The sequence below is a fragment of the Variovorax sp. 05N34 genome (assembly GCF_056397405.1).
The window spans coordinates 218513-234666 of the sequence record NZ_JBFTNI010000010.1 but is presented as its reverse complement, the minus strand read 5'-3'; the positions used below and the strand labels follow the sequence as shown (position 1 = coordinate 234666).

General features: G+C 62.4%; 16 protein-coding genes. 12 read left to right on the top strand and 4 right to left on the bottom strand.

Annotated features, from left to right (window positions below; all coding sequences use genetic code 11):
* Nucleotides 1-104: 104 nt before the first annotated feature.
* Nucleotides 105-3140 carry an Rne/Rng family ribonuclease gene (locus AC1DMA_RS25550; protein ID WP_478145860.1) on the bottom strand — a complete coding sequence of 1012 codons (3036 nt, stop codon included), beginning with the start codon at nt 3138-3140 and terminating at the stop codon, nt 105-107.
* 544 nt (nt 3141-3684) lie between these two features.
* Here AC1DMA_RS25550 and AC1DMA_RS25545 point away from each other — a divergent pair.
* Genes AC1DMA_RS25545 through AC1DMA_RS25530 form a run of 4 tightly spaced genes read left to right on the top strand, consistent with a single transcriptional unit; the run spans nt 3685 to nt 6807 of the window.
* Nucleotides 3685-4737 (top strand): RluA family pseudouridine synthase, encoded by a 1053-nt coding sequence (locus AC1DMA_RS25545; RefSeq protein WP_478127320.1) that lies wholly within the window; start codon nt 3685-3687, stop codon nt 4735-4737.
* A complete protein-coding gene (locus AC1DMA_RS25540) occupies nt 4730-5398 on the top strand; it encodes an HAD-IIIA family hydrolase (protein WP_478127319.1) in 669 nt (222 codons plus the stop codon). Before AC1DMA_RS25545 ends, AC1DMA_RS25540 begins: the two co-directional genes overlap by 8 nt.
* Nucleotides 5399-5408: 10 nt before the next feature.
* A complete protein-coding gene (locus AC1DMA_RS25535) occupies nt 5409-5774 on the top strand; it encodes a Rieske (2Fe-2S) protein (protein WP_478127318.1) in 366 nt (121 codons plus the stop codon).
* A gap of 1 nt (nt 5775) precedes the next feature.
* A complete protein-coding gene (locus AC1DMA_RS25530; RefSeq protein WP_478145886.1) occupies nt 5776-6807 on the top strand; it encodes a S49 family peptidase in 1032 nt (343 codons plus the stop codon).
* Nucleotides 6808-6817: 10 nt separating this feature from the next.
* Here the strand turns inward: AC1DMA_RS25530 and AC1DMA_RS25525 are convergent, their stop codons facing one another.
* From AC1DMA_RS25525 to AC1DMA_RS25515, 3 genes are read right to left on the bottom strand one after another with little or no spacing between them, the layout of a single operon-like run.
* Nucleotides 6818-7957, bottom strand: a complete 1140-nt coding sequence (locus tag AC1DMA_RS25525; RefSeq protein ID WP_478127317.1) for an MFS transporter — start codon at nt 7955-7957, stop codon at nt 6818-6820.
* 16 nt (nt 7958-7973) lie between these two features.
* On the bottom strand, nt 7974-8741 hold the full coding sequence (locus AC1DMA_RS25520) for an SAM-dependent methyltransferase (RefSeq protein WP_478127316.1): 768 nt from the start codon (nt 8739-8741) through the stop codon (nt 7974-7976).
* Nucleotides 8738-9319, bottom strand: coding sequence for a Maf family protein (locus tag AC1DMA_RS25515; RefSeq protein ID WP_478127372.1), 582 nt, complete (start codon nt 9317-9319; stop codon nt 8738-8740). The genes AC1DMA_RS25520 and AC1DMA_RS25515 overlap by 4 nt, the downstream gene beginning before the upstream one ends.
* A 37-nt stretch (nt 9320-9356) precedes the next feature.
* On the opposite strand from AC1DMA_RS25515, the gene AC1DMA_RS25510 reads away from it, so the two are divergent.
* The 8 genes from AC1DMA_RS25510 to fabF all read left to right on the top strand — a co-directional run bounded on the left by AC1DMA_RS25510 (nt 9357) and on the right by fabF (nt 15788).
* A complete protein-coding gene (locus AC1DMA_RS25510; RefSeq protein WP_478127371.1) occupies nt 9357-9905 on the top strand; it encodes a YceD family protein in 549 nt (182 codons plus the stop codon).
* Between the two features lie 138 nt (nt 9906-10043).
* Entirely contained in the window at nt 10044-10226 is a 183-nt protein-coding gene (gene rpmF / locus AC1DMA_RS25505) for a 50S ribosomal protein L32 (RefSeq protein WP_028248601.1), read from the top strand.
* A gap of 95 nt (nt 10227-10321) precedes the next feature.
* Nucleotides 10322-11374, top strand: coding sequence for a phosphate acyltransferase PlsX (gene plsX, locus AC1DMA_RS25500; protein WP_478145859.1), 1053 nt, complete (start codon nt 10322-10324; stop codon nt 11372-11374).
* Nucleotides 11374-12351: a beta-ketoacyl-ACP synthase III gene (locus AC1DMA_RS25495; protein WP_478127314.1), complete on the top strand. Its 978-nt coding sequence runs from the start codon at nt 11374-11376 to the stop codon at nt 12349-12351. Before plsX ends, AC1DMA_RS25495 begins: the two co-directional genes overlap by 1 nt.
* A gap of 45 nt (nt 12352-12396) precedes the next feature.
* A complete protein-coding gene (gene fabD, locus AC1DMA_RS25490; protein ID WP_478127313.1) occupies nt 12397-13350 on the top strand; it encodes an ACP S-malonyltransferase in 954 nt (317 codons plus the stop codon).
* A gap of 15 nt (nt 13351-13365) precedes the next feature.
* Nucleotides 13366-14109 carry a 3-oxoacyl-ACP reductase FabG gene (gene fabG, locus AC1DMA_RS25485; RefSeq protein ID WP_478127312.1) on the top strand — a complete coding sequence of 248 codons (744 nt, stop codon included), beginning with the start codon at nt 13366-13368 and terminating at the stop codon, nt 14107-14109.
* A gap of 99 nt (nt 14110-14208) precedes the next feature.
* A complete protein-coding gene (acpP, locus tag AC1DMA_RS25480; RefSeq protein WP_007830471.1) occupies nt 14209-14448 on the top strand; it encodes an acyl carrier protein in 240 nt (79 codons plus the stop codon).
* A gap of 95 nt (nt 14449-14543) precedes the next feature.
* Nucleotides 14544-15788 (top strand): beta-ketoacyl-ACP synthase II, encoded by a 1245-nt coding sequence (gene fabF / locus AC1DMA_RS25475; protein ID WP_478127311.1) that lies wholly within the window; start codon nt 14544-14546, stop codon nt 15786-15788.
* The last annotated feature ends 366 nt before the right edge of the window (nt 15789-16154 follow it).

Sequence of the window (16154 nt, the reverse complement as noted above, 5' to 3'; positions counted from 1 at the left end):
ATGAGGGCGGTCCCCGCTTTTTCTGCGCCTCGCCGCCCACAAGACAAAAAAAAAAGGGAGGACAAGCCTCCCTTTGATCGAGACGGAGGGCGAGCCTCCCCAGTTCAGGGGTGAGCGCCCGTGTCTTGCGTGGCCTTCTCGAAGGGCAACACCATTCCGGCCAGGTCCTTGCGAGTTTCGACCAAGACCAGCGGGCCTTCATCGATGACGATCGCCGGCGGCCGTGGGCGGGGAATGTGTGCCGGCTTCGGCTCTGCCGCTATGGCAGCCCTGACCTGCGCAACCCGCTCTGCATCCGAATTGACCCAATGCAAGCCCGATCCTTCGGCGACCTGCGCCAGTTCGTCCAGAGGCAGGACGAATGGCTGGACCTTCGGAAGTGCGCGGGCAGACACGCGAGGCTCGACTACGATCGGCGCTGCCGCGACGGCCAGCGCGGGTTCTTTGCGAGCCGGCGCCGACACTTCCCGGAGATGATCGCCTTCCGTGGCCGCCGGCGTCGCCATGGCCGTTGCGATGGCTGGAGCCGTCAGCGGAGCAGCCGCATCGGTCTCTTCGCGCGGTGCGCGGTCGCGACGGTCGCGGCCGTAGCGATCACGGGAACGCCCGCGGCGCTCGTCGCCTTCGCGGCGCGGTGCAAGTTCCGCTTCCTGGCCGCGGTCCTCATGGCCGTCCGTCGCCGCAACAGCGTCGCGATCAAGCATCGGCTGCTGTTCCGGAGTAGAAATCTCCCCGGCTTGTGCGACGCTCTCGTTGCGCCGTTCCCGACGTCCTTCGCCGCGATCACCGCGATCGCCGCGGGGTGCGCGCTCTTCCCGAGCATTCCGCCCGCCGCGCTCGGCTTGTCCAGCATTCGGCGTCGCTTCCGCATTGAGGCTCGTGTCGCGGGTGGCTTCGACGCTGCGTTCGCCACGTTCGCCACGTTCACCCGTACGGTCTCTGCGCTCGCCGCGAGCGCGCGGAGTGCGTTCGGAGGGCGCTGCGGAGTTGTCCGGAGGGCTGGTCGAGGCCATTGCCTGCGCGTCGAATTGAACATCCGCCGCCTCGATCGGCTGTTGGCGTGCATCGCCTTCGCGTCGTTCGCCGCGACCGCGGCGTTCTCCGTCGCGGACGGGCCGTGCTTCTCGCGGTTCCCGGGTCTGGTTGTCGTTGCGCGCTTCGTTGCGTCCTTCGCGACGTTCGCCTTCGCGGCGTTCCCCCTCGCGGCGCTCGCCGGAGCGACCACCGCGACGTTCACCCTCGCGACCGTTGCGGCCTTCGCCGCGCCCGCGACGCTGTTCGCCGTCTCGAGCGGTGCGTGGAGCTTCGCCGTCTCGAGCCGTGCGGCCTTCCTTGCGAGGTTTCGGAGCTTCGACTGGAATGGCGGCGGGAGCGGGGGCGGCAACCGGAGCAGCACCGAAAAGGCTCTTGATCCAGCCAAAGAGTCCGGATTCCGCCGATTTGACTGGCGCCGGGGCCGCCGGCGCTTGGCTTGCAGCTGCCGGCGTCGCGACTGGAGGGCGAGCGGCTTCCGGCTTCGGTGCCATCACAGGCGCCGGCGCATCGGGCAGGACGCCCTTGATCACCGGCGTCTGCCTGTTGGTGGGCTCCTGCGATCGACGGGTCACCGAAGTTGGGTCCTCGACCTCGTCTGCCATCTTGTAGCTTGCTTCGATGTGGTCGAGGCGCGGATCGTCGTGCTTGAGCCGCTCCAGCTTGTAGTTGGGCGTTTCGAGCGTCTTGCTGGGCACCATCAGCACGGTCACGCGCTGCTTGAGTTCGATCTTGGCGATCTCCGGGCGCTTTTCATTCAGGAGGAACGAGGCAACCTCGACCGGAACCTGCACGTGGACGGCCGCGGTGTTGTCCTTCATCGATTCTTCTTGAATGATTCGAAGGATCTGCAGAGCGCTCGACTCCGTGTCGCGAATGTGGCCGGAACCGCCGCATCGCGGGCAGGGGATGGAGGAGCCTTCGCTGAGCGCCGGCTTCAGCCGCTGGCGGCTCATTTCCATCAGTCCGAACTTGCTGATCGAACCGAACTGAACGCGTGCACGGTCTTGTCGCAACGCGTCCCGCAGGCGGCTTTCGACTTCGCGGCGGTTCTTGGACTCGTCCATGTCGATAAAGTCGATCACGATCAGCCCGCCCAGATCCCGCAAGCGCATCTGGCGCGCCACTTCGTCGGCAGCCTCGAGGTTGGTTCGAGTGGCGGTTTCTTCGATGTCGCCGCCCTTGATGGCGCGTGCCGAGTTGACGTCGACCGACACGAGTGCTTCGGTGTGATCGATGACGATTGCGCCGCCGCTCGGGAGCTGCACGGTCCGGGCATAGGCCGATTCGATCTGGTGCTCAATCTGGAACCGGCTGAAAAGGGCCGCATCGTCGCGATAGCGCTTCACGCGCGACGCATGCTCCGGCATCACATGCGCCATGAACTGCTGCGCTTGGTCGTAGATGTCGTCGGTGTCGATCAGGATGTCGCCGATGTCGTGATTGAAGTAGTCGCGAATGGCGCGGATCACGAGAGACGATTCCTGGTAGATCAGGAAGGCGCCCTTGCCGCCCTGGGCTGCGCCATCGATGGCGGTCCAGAGCTTCAGCAGGTAGTTCAGGTCCCACTGCAGCTCTGGGGCCGAGCGCCCGATGCCTGCCGTGCGCGCGATGATGCTCATCCCCTTGGGGTATTCGAGCTGGTCCATCGCCTCCTTCAATTCGGCGCGGTCGTCGCCCTCGATTCGCCGGCTCACGCCACCGCCGCGGGGGTTGTTCGGCATCAGGACGACATAGCGTCCGGCCAGCGAAATGAAGGTCGTCAGCGCCGCACCCTTGTTGCCGCGCTCTTCCTTCTCGACCTGGACGACCAGTTCCTGGCCTTCCTTGATGGCGTCCTGAATGCGAGCCTGGCTTGCCGACACGCCTTCGGCGAAATATTGTTTTGAGATTTCCTTGAACGGCAGGAAGCCGTGGCGGTCTTCGCCGTAGTCGACAAAGCAGGCTTCAAGCGACGGCTCGACGCGCGTTACCACGGCCTTGTAGATGTTGCCCTTGCGCTGTTCGCGTCCTTCGATTTCGATTTCGTAGTCGAGGAGCTTTTGCCCGTCGACAATGGCCAAGCGGCGCTCTTCGGCCTGCGTGGCGTTGATCAGCATCCGTTTCATGATGCGTTGTCCTTCTGTATGTTTCGTCTCGTTCTACCGGTCCATGACGGACCTAACGATGCACGGACGACGCGTCGCGAAACGAAGGAATTGCCGCTAAGCCCTGGCAGATGGTGGCTGCCGCGCGAGCGCGAGCAGCCGCATCGAGAGTCAACTCGATGCCGGCCAGGGTGGGGGCGCATGGATGGGCGCGAGCCCGACGTGATGTTGACTCGCCGTGTTGTCAACGGCGACTGGCGCAATGGTGGCGCGCACAGCTGGCGGCTCAATGCCCGAACTCGTCGGCATCAGCCAACGCAGGACAAGTTGAACCAATAGCATCAACACAAGGTACTCGCTTCGATCCGCCGGCAGCTATGAGCCTGCCGGCTGGGGTATTCCGTATCGGTGTTTCGTGGGCGTCGGCTTGACTCGGGTGCAGTGCCCGCCGCCTTGCGCGTTTGCGCGTGGCTTGCGAACTCGACATCAAAGCGGCATCGACCTCACAGCGCCGCTTGCAGTGCTCTAAACTTCTGATTAATCAAGCACTTACATGGCCGCGCTGGTGAAAAACATTATAGGTGCGAAGCCGAGCCCCGCGGCGACCGAAGTTCGCTTTCTGACGGTCGACGAAGAGTCTGCCGGGCAGCGGTTGGATAACTTCCTTTTCCGCCAACTCAAGGGCGTACCGAAGACCCACGTCTATCGGATCATCCGGTCGGGAGAGGTGCGCATCAACAAGGGGCGCGTGCAGGCCGAGACTCGCCTGGCCTCCGGTGACGTCTTGCGTCTTCCTCCGGTCCGCGTATCACCTCGGTCAGAGGAGGGCGCATCTGCGCCAGCGCCCGCCCGTGAATTCCCTGTGATCCATGAAGACGATGCGTTGGTCGCCATCGACAAGCCTGCGGGCGTGGCGGTTCATGGCGGCAGCGGCGTGAGCTTTGGGGTCATCGAGCAATTGCGCAGGGCGCGGCCTGCCGCCCGATTTCTGGAACTCGTGCATCGGCTCGACCGGGAAACGTCGGGCATCCTCCTGGTCGCCAAGAAGCGCAGCGCATTGACCGCGCTGCAAAACCAGTTCCGCGAGCGCGAGACCGGCAAGACCTATCTCGCGCTGGTCGAAGGAAGTTGGCCGGCCAACAAGAAGGTACTTGACGCGTCCCTTGCCAAGTATTTGTTGCCGGGTGCTGACGGCACCTCTGATGCAGGAGAGCGGCGCGTGCGGGTCGTCGCCAAGGACCACCCGGACGCCATGCGGGCGGTCACCTTGGTGAAGGTGCTTTCCAGCTTCACCCTGAAGGGAGACACTGCGCCTGTATCACTGCTGTCGGTCACCATCAAGACTGGCAGAACGCACCAGATCCGAGTGCATCTTGCATCGGCAGGTCACGCGATCGCGGGCGACGACAAATACGGCGATTTCGAGCGCAATCGAGCCCTCCAGAAAATCGGCCTCAAACGCATGTTTCTGCATGCGTGGCTCTTGCAATTCACCCATCCAGCGACCAATGAACGCATGGAGCTTCGGGCCAATCTGCCGCCTGAACTGCACGCGTTGATGCCCCAAGCTGCACTTGAAGTGCTCGCGACCCATTCCTCGACGATTCCACATGACTGATAGCCGCCCACGCCGTTTCGATCTGATTGCTTTTGACTGGGACGGGACACTTTACGACTCGACCCGCCTCATCGTTCGGTGCATTCAGGCGGCGGTGGTCGACGTCGGCGGTGCCAAGCCGAGCGAAAACGACGCCGCCTGGGTGATTGGCCTCGGCCTTGCCGAAGCGCTCGCTCGAGCCGCCCCGGACGTACCGAAGGAAAAGTACGCCGAACTGGGTGCGCGCTATCGTTATCACTATCTTCAGCATCAGGACGATCTTGTGTTGTTCGACGGCGTTCTGCCGATGCTCGATGCGCTTCGGGCGCGCGGCTACATGCTCGCCGTCGCAACCGGCAAATCGCGCCGCGGACTGAATGAGGCGCTGGCTACAGTTGCTTTGCGCGATCGGTTCGATGCTTCTCGCACGGCCGACGAGACCTTCGGAAAGCCGCATCCCCGGATGTTGCTCGAACTGATGGAAGAGCTCGATGCGTGCCCCGAACGAACCCTCATGATCGGGGACACCACGCACGATCTGCAACTCGCGATCAACGCCGGCTGTGCGAGTGTCGGCGTCAGCTACGGAGCCCACAAACCCCATGAGTTCGACGCCTTGTCTCCGCTGCATGTGGCGCATTCAGTCTCTGGTTTGACCGACTGGCTTCTTGGGAACGCGTGACAATTCGCGCATGAGCGAGTGCATTCCTCTTTGCAATGCCGCTGATCTGGTCGAGGGCGGGCGTGGCGTGCCGTTCGATGTGGTGCATGGCGGGCAAGCATGCCGCGCCTTTGCGATCCGATTCGAAGGCCGGCCATATGCCTTTCTGAACCGCTGCAGCCACGTCGCGATGGAGTTGGACTTCCAGCCCGATCGCTTTTTCGACGACTCCGGGCAGTGGCTGCTGTGCGCAACCCATGGTGCCGTCTACAAGCCCGACACAGGGGAATGTGCCGGGGGCCCTTGCCGTGGCGGGCTGGTGAAGATCGCGTTGAGCGAGCATGACGGCGTTGTCCACTGGCATACTGACTGGAACCTCCAACCTCTCGTCTTCTGAAATGACAGATTCCACCCGCAAGGAGCCCGAGGGTTTCGAGCCTCTCGAGCGCACTGCGCCCGGCCCTAACCCAACGATCATGTCAAAGAACGACCCGACGCAGCAAGCCGGCTGGGAGCGCGCGACCCTTGAAAAGCTGGCCTTTGCTGCCTTGCGCGAACAACGAGCCAGCCGCCGTTGGAAGATATTCGTTCGGCTCGCGTGGCTGGCGTTCTTCATCTTCCTGGCGTGGTTTGCCGTTTCGCGCGCGACGCCAACAGCCGCCAAGACGACCGCGCATACCGCTGTGGTTGAAATCAAGGGCGAAATCGCGGCGGGCGCGGATGCGAGCGCTGAATTCGTGGTCGCGGCTATGAAGACGGCGTTCGAAGACGACGGCGCAAAGGGCATTGTGCTGCTGATCAACTCGCCCGGCGGCAGTCCGGTGCAGGCCGGCATCATCAACGACGAAATCAAGCGTATGCGCGCCAAGTACAAAAAGCCGATCTACGCCGTTGTCGAGGAGACCTGTGCTTCCGCCGCTTACTACATTGCCGCCGCAACCGACAAGGTTTTCGTCGACAAGGCCAGCATTGTCGGAAGCATCGGTGTGCTGATGGACGGTTTCGGATTTACCGGCCTCATGGACAAGGTCGGCGTGGAACGCAGGCTTCTGACCGCGGGCGAAAACAAGGGCTTCCTGGATCCATTCAGCCCGATGAATGACGCCCAGCGTGCGCACGCGCAGCAAATGCTGGATCAGATCCACGCGCAGTTCATCGACGTGGTCAAGACCGGCCGCGGCAATCGGCTCAAATTGGACACTCCCGGCTTGTTCAGCGGTCTGTTCTGGAGTGGCCAGCAGGCGATCGAACTAGGGCTCGCCGATCAGCTCGGCAATGTCGACTATGTGGCCCGCGAGGTGATCAAAGCTGAAGAAGTCATCGACTACACGCGTCGCGACAACGTCGCCGAGAAGCTTGCGAAGAAATTTGGTGCAGCCCTCGGCGACGCCTCGGTGCGAGCCCTGCACGCCGCGCCTGCTTTGCGCTGAATTGAGCGGGCTACTCTGAATTGGCGCGGCGCGCCGACGCGGCGAGTCCGGCGGCAAAGACCACCACGACGTACAGCGCGGCCGTCAGACTGCTGAGCTGCGCAAGGAAGCCGATCACCGGCGGCCCTGACATGAAGCCGAGGTAGGCCACGGCCGATACCGCGGCGATGCCTTGTGCCGGATCGACGTCCGGCACGCGCGCAGCGGCCGCAAAAAGAATCGGCACCACATTGGCGAAGCCGACGCCAACACCTGCGAATCCGATCAGGGCCATCCAGGGCGTGTCCGTGATCAGCACCAGCGTCATCGACAAGGCGGCGAGCAGCGCGCTGCCGCGCAGGAGCACGTCCGGCGCAAAGCGCGCGCGCAGGGCATCGCCGCCGAAGCGGGTCAGAGCCATTGCCGCGGAAAAACTCGCATAGGCGAGGGCGGCTTGCTGCTGCGGGCTGCCCAATTCCTGCTGAAGATAGAGGACGCTCCAGTCGTAAATGGCGCCTTCGGCAATCAGTCCGAGCGCCGCCAGCACCCCGAGTACCGCGAGAGTGCCGCGAGGCATCCGGAAGCCTTCGGCCGCGCTGGCGGACGCCGTTGCCTCTTTCGGGAGCATCCGCCGCGCGGACAGTGAGACGGTGAGCGCCATCGCCGCCGCGACGAGCAACAGATGGTGGTGCGCGGCCATCCCCGCTGCAATGGCCGCACTGCCCGTGGTAGCGCCAACCATGCCGCCGAGGCTGAACATGCCGTGCATGCCGCTCATCAACGGTTTGCCGCCTCGAAGCTCGAGTTGCGCTGCCTCGGTATTGATTGCCACGTCGAAGACGCTCGTGGCGATACCGAATGCAGCGAGTAGGACGAGCAGCGCGGCATAGCCTGGCGCGATCAACAAACCTGCCAGCAGCAGCGCATATATCGAACCGCAAACGCCCGCCACACGAGCCGCGCCGTAGCGGCCGATCCATCGACTCGCCTGCGTCAGGCCCAGGAGCGCCCCCACTCCTGCCGCGAGCAGCGCGAGCCCCAATTGCGCTTCATCGACGCCGTAGTGCGCTTTCACGGTGGGGATGTGGACTCCCCACGTCGCAAAGACAAATCCTGAACAGAAGAACTGCGCTCGCGAAGCCCAGCGCATGCTTGCGGAAACGACCGTCATGGCGTCGGCGGGGTGGTCAGCGGCCGATGGCGAATACCGCCGGCGCACGCTCTTCCGCCAGCCGAGGACGCGCGCGCCAGGCTTTGACCGTTTCGCTGCGAACGTGCGAAGACCCCAGGGTGAGCCCGCTCGCGACGGCCAGGCGGGTGTTGTGCTGGAGCGTCTGCGTCAACGCCTGCAGCATCACGGCATTGCGATAGGGGGTTTCGATGAAAAGCTGCGTCTGGCCGGTCTTCAGGGCAAGCGCTTCGAGCTCGCGTATGCGCCGGATTCGCGCCTCGGTGTCCTGCGGGAGATACCCAACAAAAGCGAAGTTCTGACCATTGAGCCCGCTCGCTGCCAGCGCGAGCAGCAGAGATACAGGACCGGTCAGCGGAACGACCGCGATGCCCAACTCATGCGCTGCCCTCGCTACGGACGATCCCGGATCCGCGACGGCGGGCATGCCTGCTTCGCTGAGCAGGCCAACGTCGTGCCCTTCGAGCGCAGCGGAAAGAAGAGGGCCGGCATCGAACTGGCCGCCGTGGTCGCCTTTCTTGTGCACTTCGCGCGGCAATTCCTGGATCTGCAGAGCTTGGAGCGGGGCCGCGAGCGGCAAGATGGCGTCGATCCGCTTGAGGTAGGCCCGAGCCGACTTCGCGTTCTCGCAGATCCAGTGCGTGATCTGGGCGGCCGCTTGTAGGGTGCCACGTGGCACTGTGGCTTGAAGATCCAGTTGCTCGTCACACCCGAAGTCCAGCGGTGCCGGCACGAGGTACAGCTTTCCGTAGGCCTCGATATTCACAGCAGGTCGACTCCTGCCGCGCGCAGCATCCTGGCTGTTCGAATCAGCGGCAGGCCGATGAGGGCGGTTGGATCATCGCTTTCGATGGCATCGAGCAATGCGATGCCCAAGCCTTCACTCTTGGCACTACCGGCGCAGTCGTAGGGTTGCTCCGCGTTCAAGTAAGCCTCGATGGCTGCGTCACTCAAGTCGCGAAAAGTTACCTTTACCGGCGCAAGGTCGCGCTGGGTGAAGCTGGTGCTTTGGCAAACAACCGCGACTGCCGTCTGAAAGATCAGGGTTTGGCCGCGCATTCGCCGCAATTGGGCTGTAGCACGTGCGTGGTCCCCAGGTTTTCCAAGGGGCTCGCCGTGCAGGTCGGCCACTTGGTCGGATCCAATCACGATCGCTTCGGGGAAAAGGCGCGCGACCGCTTTTGCTTTTTCGAGTGCCAGTCGATCGGCGAGCGCGGCTGGCGTTTCGCTTTCCATTGCAGTTTCATCAACTTCAGGCGCCTGAATGTCAAAAGGCAGGCGCAGTCGGAGCATGAGTTCCCGGCGATAGCGCGATGTCGAGGCAAGAATCACTTGGCGTTGCATGGTCATGATTGTGCGCGAGCGGTTTAGACTGGCGCGGATGACGAGAGAATTTGCCCCCAGCCGGCTCGACGTGAATGGCTTCGCCGCATCTGCTGCAGTCCTTTCCGCAAACGAGCCCCTCCAGAACTACGAACGCCTGCGCGCCGAGTTGGCGGCCCCCGCTGACGATTTGACCGTTCGATGGGAAGCCGCCGGCCAGACCCGCAACGGGCCGGAAGGCGCCAACGTGCCGTGGCTACACCTGACCGCGGAAGTTCGGGTTCAGCTGGTATGCCAACGTTGCCTTGCGCCTGTCGAGGTGACGCTGCATATCGACCGCTGGTTTCGTTTTGCCGCCGACGAAGCGACCGCCGCGGCGGAAGATGAGGAGGCGGAAGAGGACGTGCTCGTGGCGAGTCGTGACTTCAACCTTCACGAGCTCATTGAAGACGAACTTCTGATGGAAATCCCCGTCACGCCGCGGCACGAGGTTTGTCCTGAGCCGATGCGACTCTCCGCCGTGGACCCCGACTTCGAGGCAGCAGAGGCAGAGCGGCCCAACCCGTTCGCTGCCCTTGGCGCATTGCGTTCCGACAAGACAAAATAGGCCGCAACACTTCCATTTGGCGTGTGGTGTCGCGTTGGGCTATACTCACGGGCTTCGCGCGCGCCGCCGCTAGTGCTTCAAAGCGTTATCGCCGCCCCGCATGCACACCAACTCACCCGAATACTTCCAGGAGCCAGTATGGCCGTCCAGCAAAACAAGAAGTCGCCGTCGAAGCGCGGCATGCATCGTTCGCACAACGCGCTGGGCGTGCCCGGCATTGCCGTCGAGCCAACCACCGGCGAAACGCATCTGCGTCACCACATCAGCCCCAACGGTTTTTATCGCGGCCGCAAGGTGCTCAAGACCAAATCTGAAGCCTAACTTCTCCTCAAGGCCAGGGCCCGAAGCTACTTTTCCCGTAGCGTCGGGCCTTTGTTTTGATGCCCACACCGCCTGCACTCGTTTCAGCGTCGCCCGTGATCACGCTTGCTGTTGACTGCATGGGCGGCGACCATGGTCCGCGGGTCACCCTCCCGGCATGTCGAGCATTTCTAGAGCGTCACTCGGAAGCATCGCTGCTTCTTGTGGGAATGCCTGACGCACTTGCAAATTTTTCGCACCCTCGGGCGACGGTGATTCCCGCTCGCGAAGTGATCGGCATGGACGATCMTGTCGAGGTGGCACTGCGAAAGAAAAAAGACTCGTCCATGCGAGTCGCCATCCAGCAAGTCAAGGATGGTGTGGCGCAAGCCGCCATCTCTGCCGGGAACACGGGCGCTCTCATGGCGATCGCGAGGTACTTGCTGAAGACACTGGACGGGATTGATCGCCCTGCGATTGCTCCGCAGTTGCCCAACAGCAAGGGCGGCGCAACAACAGTGCTGGATCTCGGTGCCAATGTCGACTGCGACGCCGAAGATCTGCTGCAGTTTGCGGTGTTGGGATCTGCGCTGGTGTCGGCGCTGACTGGCAACGAGGCCCCGTCCGTGGGGCTCCTCAATGTTGGCGAAGAAGCCATTAAAGGCAGCGAAACTATCAAAAGAGCTAGTCAGCTGCTACGCAAGGCTGCCAACTCGCAGGATCTGAACTTCTACGGAAACGTGGAGGGCAACGATATTTTCAAAGGGACCACCGACATCGTCGTCTGCGACGGCTTTGTCGGCAACGTCACGCTGAAGGCAACCGAGGGCGTTGCCTCGATGATCGTGGACTTTCTGCGGATCGAATACACCAATGGGCTATTCAGCAAATTTGCCGCGATCGTGTCCTATCCGGTCCTAAAAGCGCTCAAAAAGCGGCTTGACCACCGCAGGTACAACGGCGCAGCATTGCTCGGCCTGCGCGGCCTCGTCTTCAAGAGCCATGGCTCTGCCGATGAAGTGGCCTTCGGGCACGCGCTTGATCGCGCTTATGATGCCGCTCGCAACAACCTGCTCGATCGCGTGCGGGCTCGCATCGCCCACGCCGCGCCATTGCTTGCGCGTCAGAATTCGGCGGCGCCGGCCGCCGCCGCGGCGCTCCACGATTGATGACTCCTTTCTCCCGCATTACAGGCACTGGCAGTTACCTGCCACCTCGCCGTGTCACGAACGACGATCTCGCCAGAGACCTGGCCACCCGGGGCGTCGAGACTTCTGACCAATGGATCATCGAGAGGACCGGTATCCGGGCTCGGCATTTCGCGGCTCCCGACGTGGCGAGCAGCGATCTGGCCCTGGAAGCCGCAAAGCATGCGCTGGAGTCTGCCCGACGCAGTGCAGCGGACATCGACCTGATCATCGTCGCGACCTCCACACCCGACATGGTGTTCCCTTCCTCGGCAGCCATTCTTCAGAACAAGTTGGGCATTGCCGGATGTCCGGCCTTCGACGTTCAGGCGGTATGCAGCGGATTTGTGTATGCGTTGACGGTCGCAGACGCGATGATTCGGACGGGAAGTGCCAAATGTGCGCTCGTCGTCGGCGCGGAAGTGTTCTCTCGCATTCTTGATTTCAACGATCGCACCACGTGCGTGCTCTTCGGCGACGGCGCTGGGGCTGTCATTCTCGAGGCCAGCGACGAACCGGGAATACTTTCAAGCGATCTGCACGCCGATGGCAAGCATGTGGGCATCCTGTGCGTTCCGGGTCATGTGTCGGGCGGCTCGGTCCTGGGCACGCCATTGCTTCACATGGACGGGCAAGCGGTTTTCAAGCTCGCCGTGCGCGTGCTGGAAGACGCGGCTCGCGCTGCCTTGCAGAAGGCCGGCAAGTCGGACAACGACATCGATTGGCTGATCCCGCACCAGGCGAACATCCGCATCATGGAAGGCACAGCAAAGAAACTGAAGTTGCCTCGTGAAAAGCTGATCGTCACCGTTGACGAGCACGGCAATACTTCGGCAGCCTCCATACCGCTGGCGCTCGACCATGCTGTTCGAAGCGGCAAGGTGAAGAAGGGTGATACCTTGATGCTCGAGGGCGTTGGCGGCGGTTTCACATGGGGCGCGGTGTTGCTCAACTATTGACAAGCTGGTTTCCCCGACCGAGCCCCCGCTGAATCACCACGAACAATGAAAACTTTCGCTTTTGTCTTCCCTGGGCAAGGTTCCCAAGCTGTTGGGATGCTCGACGCTTGGGGTGATCACCCTGCAGTGACTGAAACCTTGCGTGAGGCTTCCGACGCTCTCGACCAGGACATCGGCCGTCTCATCAACGAAGGTCCGAAGGAGTCGCTGGCCCTCACGACGAACACGCAGCCTGTGATGCTGGTCGCCGGAGTGGCGGCGTGGCGCGCCTGGATTGCAGAGGGCGGCGATCTGCCGTCTGTCGTCGCTGGCCATTCGCTGGGTGAATACTCCGCACTGGTCGCGTCAGGGGCCTTGACGTTGGCCGAAGCTGCACCGTTGGTGCGCTTCCGTGCTCAGGCGATGCAGCAGGCCGTGCCCATCGGCGTCGGTGCAATGGCGGCCATCCTTGGCATGGATGCAGAGAAGGTCAAGGCAGGTTGCGCCGAGGTGACCCGAGCGTTCGGGGCTGCCAGCGCAGAAGTCGTCGAAGCGGTGAATTTCAATGATCCGCAGCAGACCGTGATTGCAGGCAGCAAGGCTGCCGTCGACAAGGCGTGCGAGGTATTGAAGGCGAGCGGTGCAAAGCGGGCGCTTCCTTTGCCAGTGTCGGCGCCCTTTCATTCAAGCCTGATGAAACCTGCCGCAGAGGCGTTGCGTGAGCGGCTGGCGTCGGTGGTGCTTGTGGCCCCGCGCATTCCGGTGATCAACAACATCGACGTGAGCGTGACGTCCGATCCCGAATTCATTCGCGATGCTTTGGTGCGTCAGGCAGCGGGCCCGGTGCGATGGGTCGAGACTGTGCGTGCCTTGAAGGAACGCGGCGTGGAGGTCATTGTCGAGTGCGGGCCAGGCAAGGTGCTTGCGGGCATGGCAAAGCGAATCGAGCCCGAAATTTCGGCGGCATCGGTCTACGACCCGGCGACGCTCGCCGAAACGCGGCAATTGCTCGGCGCTTGAGCCCGAAGGTTTTTCATGAGTACACCCAAATTCGAAGGACAGGTCGCGCTGGTTACCGGCGCGTCGCGCGGAATCGGCGCCGCGATCGCGGCCGAACTGGCGCAGCGCGGGCTCAAGGTCATTGGCACAGGCACCACCGAAGAAGGTGCGGCCAAGATCACTGCGGCGCTGAGCGCGCATGGTGGCCGCGGCTGTGCACTGGACGTCAACGACGGCCCGGCGGTCGAGGCGCTGATCGATGAGATCGTCAAGGTTTACGGCGCCATCCACGTACTGGTCAACAATGCCGGCATTACCCGAGACACGCTCGCCATGAGGCTGAAGGACGCTGACTGGGATGCCGTGCTGGACACCAATCTGAAGGCCGTTTTCCGCCTTTCGCGTGCGGTCATGCGGCCCATGATGAAGCAGCGCTATGGCCGAATCATCAATATCACGAGCGTGGTCGGCGCTTCAGGCAACGCGGGGCAAGCCAACTATGCGGCTGCAAAGGCTGGCGTTGCAGGAATGACGCGAGCCTTGGCGCGCGAACTCGGCAGCCGCAATATCACCGTCAATTGCGTGGCTCCGGGTTTCATCGAAACCGATATGACCGCCAGTCTCCCGGAGGCGCAACAGCAGGCGCTGCTCGCCCAGATTCCATTGGGTCATTTGGGCAAGCCCGCCGACATCGCGCATGCCGTCGCCTTTATGGCCTCTCCGCAAGCCGGCTACGTCACGGGGCAGGAACTGCACGTGAATGGCGGCATGCACATGTAAGCTGCGGGCGCAACACTTTTCACCAGCGGCTGTGCGGCAATTGCCACAATACGGCCGGCTAAAATCCACCGTTTACCTACAACCCTCAGAGGGAACAAAATGAGCGATATCGAAGCACGTGTCAAGAAAATCATTGCCGAACAACTCGGCGTTGAAGAGTCCCAAGTCACCAATGAAAAGGCATTCGTCGCCGACCTCGGTGCAGACTCGCTCGACACGGTCGAACTCGTGATGGCGCTCGAAGACGAATTCGGCATCGAGATCCCGGACGAAGACGCCGAAAAGATCACGACGGTCCAGAACGCCGTCGACTACGCCACCAAGAACCAAAAGGCCTGATCGGCCAAGCTGAGTCTCCGTTTCTTCGGCCCCGCAGTTTCCATGCTCGCGCGTGCCATGCAGCGGTCTCAGTGCTCCCAGAAAGGTTTGCCGGCATGACCAAACGCCGCGTCGTCGTGACCGGGCTCGGTTGCCTCGCTCCTGTCGGAAACACCGTCACCGAATCCTGGGCCAATCTCTTGGCCGGGAAGTCGGGCATCGAGACCATTACCAAGTTCGATGTGAGCGCTTTTTCCTGCAGGTTTGCAGGCGAAGTGAAGGGTTTCGACATCAAGCAGTACATCCCGGAGAAGGAAGCGCGCCACATGGACCGCTTCATCCATTTGGGGCTCGCCGCAGCAATGCAGGCAGTGCAGGATAGCGGCTTGCCAACCGGTGATGCATTGCCGGAAGAGCAGGCGGTGCGCATCGGATGCAACATCGGCTCCGGCATCGGCGGGCTCCCGTTGATTGAAGACACCCACGCCGAACTGGTGAACCGCGGCCCACGCCGTGTGTCTCCATTCTTCGTGCCGGCGTCCATCATCAACATGATCTCCGGCCACGTCTCCATTCAATATGGATTCAAGGGTCCCAACATCGCTGTCGTTACTGCCTGCACGACGGGCTTGCATGCAATCGGAACGTCCGCTCGCATGATCGAGTACGGCGACGCCGATGTGATGATTGCCGGCGGCTCCGAATCTACGGTTTCCCCCTTGGGATTGGGGGGATTTGCAGCGGCAAGAGCCCTGTCCACCCGGAATGACGATCCGTCCACCGCGTCTCGGCCGTGGGACAAGGACCGCGATGGCTTTGTACTCGGCGAAGGTGCTGGCGTTCTCGTGCTCGAAGAGTATGAGCGCGCAAAGGCACGAGGCGCCAAGATCTACGCTGAAGTCTCAGGTTTCGGAATGAGCGGAGACGCCTTTCACATGACTGCGCCGAACGTCGACGGTCCGCGGCGGTCCATGGAAATGGCGCTGGCCAATGCTGGCGTAAACCCTGATCAGGTGCAGTACATCAACGCCCATGGAACGTCGACCCCGTTGGGCGACTTGAACGAAACCAACGCCATCAAGAATGCGTTTGGTGATCACGCCAAAAAGCTCGTCGTCAATTCGACCAAGTCGATGACCGGCCACTTGCTAGGCGGTGCCGGCGGCATCGAATCGGTGTTCACGGTTCTTGCGCTACATCATCAAAAGAGCCCGCCGACGATCAACATCTTCAATCAAGACCCGGAGTGCGATCTCGACTACTGCGCGAATGTAGCGCGTGATCTCAAGATCGATGTCGCGGTCAAGAACAATTTCGGATTTGGCGGCACCAACGGCACGCTGGTGTTCAAGCGCGTTTGATTCTGTTCGACTCATGCACAGCGCCCCCTCGGTGAGCTATCCGGTGGGGCGCTCGCGCAATGCGGAGCGCATTCTGCTGATCTCGTGGGGACTTGGCGTCTGCGCTGTCTCGATTGCCTGCGTGCGGACGCCGGGCACCGGGTGGCGAGAGGGCCTTCTGCTGTTGACCGCCATTGGCGCGGGAATGATGGCATTGGTTGGCGCCATCCGTCACTCGGCATCGGCTGATCTGATCTTTGACGGGCAGCATTGGACAGCGTCAGGAGAAGCTCCGATTCAAACGGCTCGGGCAAGCGTGGCGTTGGATCTCCAGTTCCTGCTGCTGGTCTGCTTGTCTCAATCTGGTCGTAGGCGGCGCTGGATCTG

Bases quoted from the DNA above. Each gene is read 5' to 3' on its own strand.
- AC1DMA_RS25550 (WP_478145860.1), bottom strand. From the start codon at position 3,140: ATGAAACGGATGCTGATCAACGCCACGCAGGCCGAAGAGCGCCGCTTG.
- AC1DMA_RS25540 (WP_478127319.1), top strand. From the start codon at position 4,730: ATGACTGATAGCCGCCCACGCCGTTTCGATCTGATTGCTTTTGACTGG.
- AC1DMA_RS25535 (WP_478127318.1), top strand. From the start codon at position 5,409: ATGAGCGAGTGCATTCCTCTTTGCAATGCCGCTGATCTGGTCGAGGGC.
- AC1DMA_RS25530 (WP_478145886.1), top strand. From the start codon at position 5,776: ATGACAGATTCCACCCGCAAGGAGCCCGAGGGTTTCGAGCCTCTCGAG.
- AC1DMA_RS25525 (WP_478127317.1), bottom strand. From the start codon at position 7,957: ATGACGGTCGTTTCCGCAAGCATGCGCTGGGCTTCGCGAGCGCAGTTC.
- AC1DMA_RS25515 (WP_478127372.1), bottom strand. From the start codon at position 9,319: ATGCAACGCCAAGTGATTCTTGCCTCGACATCGCGCTATCGCCGGGAA.
- AC1DMA_RS25510 (WP_478127371.1), top strand. From the start codon at position 9,357: ATGACGAGAGAATTTGCCCCCAGCCGGCTCGACGTGAATGGCTTCGCC.
- rpmF (WP_028248601.1), top strand. From the start codon at position 10,044: ATGGCCGTCCAGCAAAACAAGAAGTCGCCGTCGAAGCGCGGCATGCAT.
- AC1DMA_RS25495 (WP_478127314.1), top strand. From the start codon at position 11,374: ATGACTCCTTTCTCCCGCATTACAGGCACTGGCAGTTACCTGCCACCT.
- fabD (WP_478127313.1), top strand. From the start codon at position 12,397: ATGAAAACTTTCGCTTTTGTCTTCCCTGGGCAAGGTTCCCAAGCTGTT.
- fabG (WP_478127312.1), top strand. From the start codon at position 13,366: ATGAGTACACCCAAATTCGAAGGACAGGTCGCGCTGGTTACCGGCGCG.
- acpP (WP_007830471.1), top strand. From the start codon at position 14,209: ATGAGCGATATCGAAGCACGTGTCAAGAAAATCATTGCCGAACAACTC.
- fabF (WP_478127311.1), top strand. From the start codon at position 14,544: ATGACCAAACGCCGCGTCGTCGTGACCGGGCTCGGTTGCCTCGCTCCT.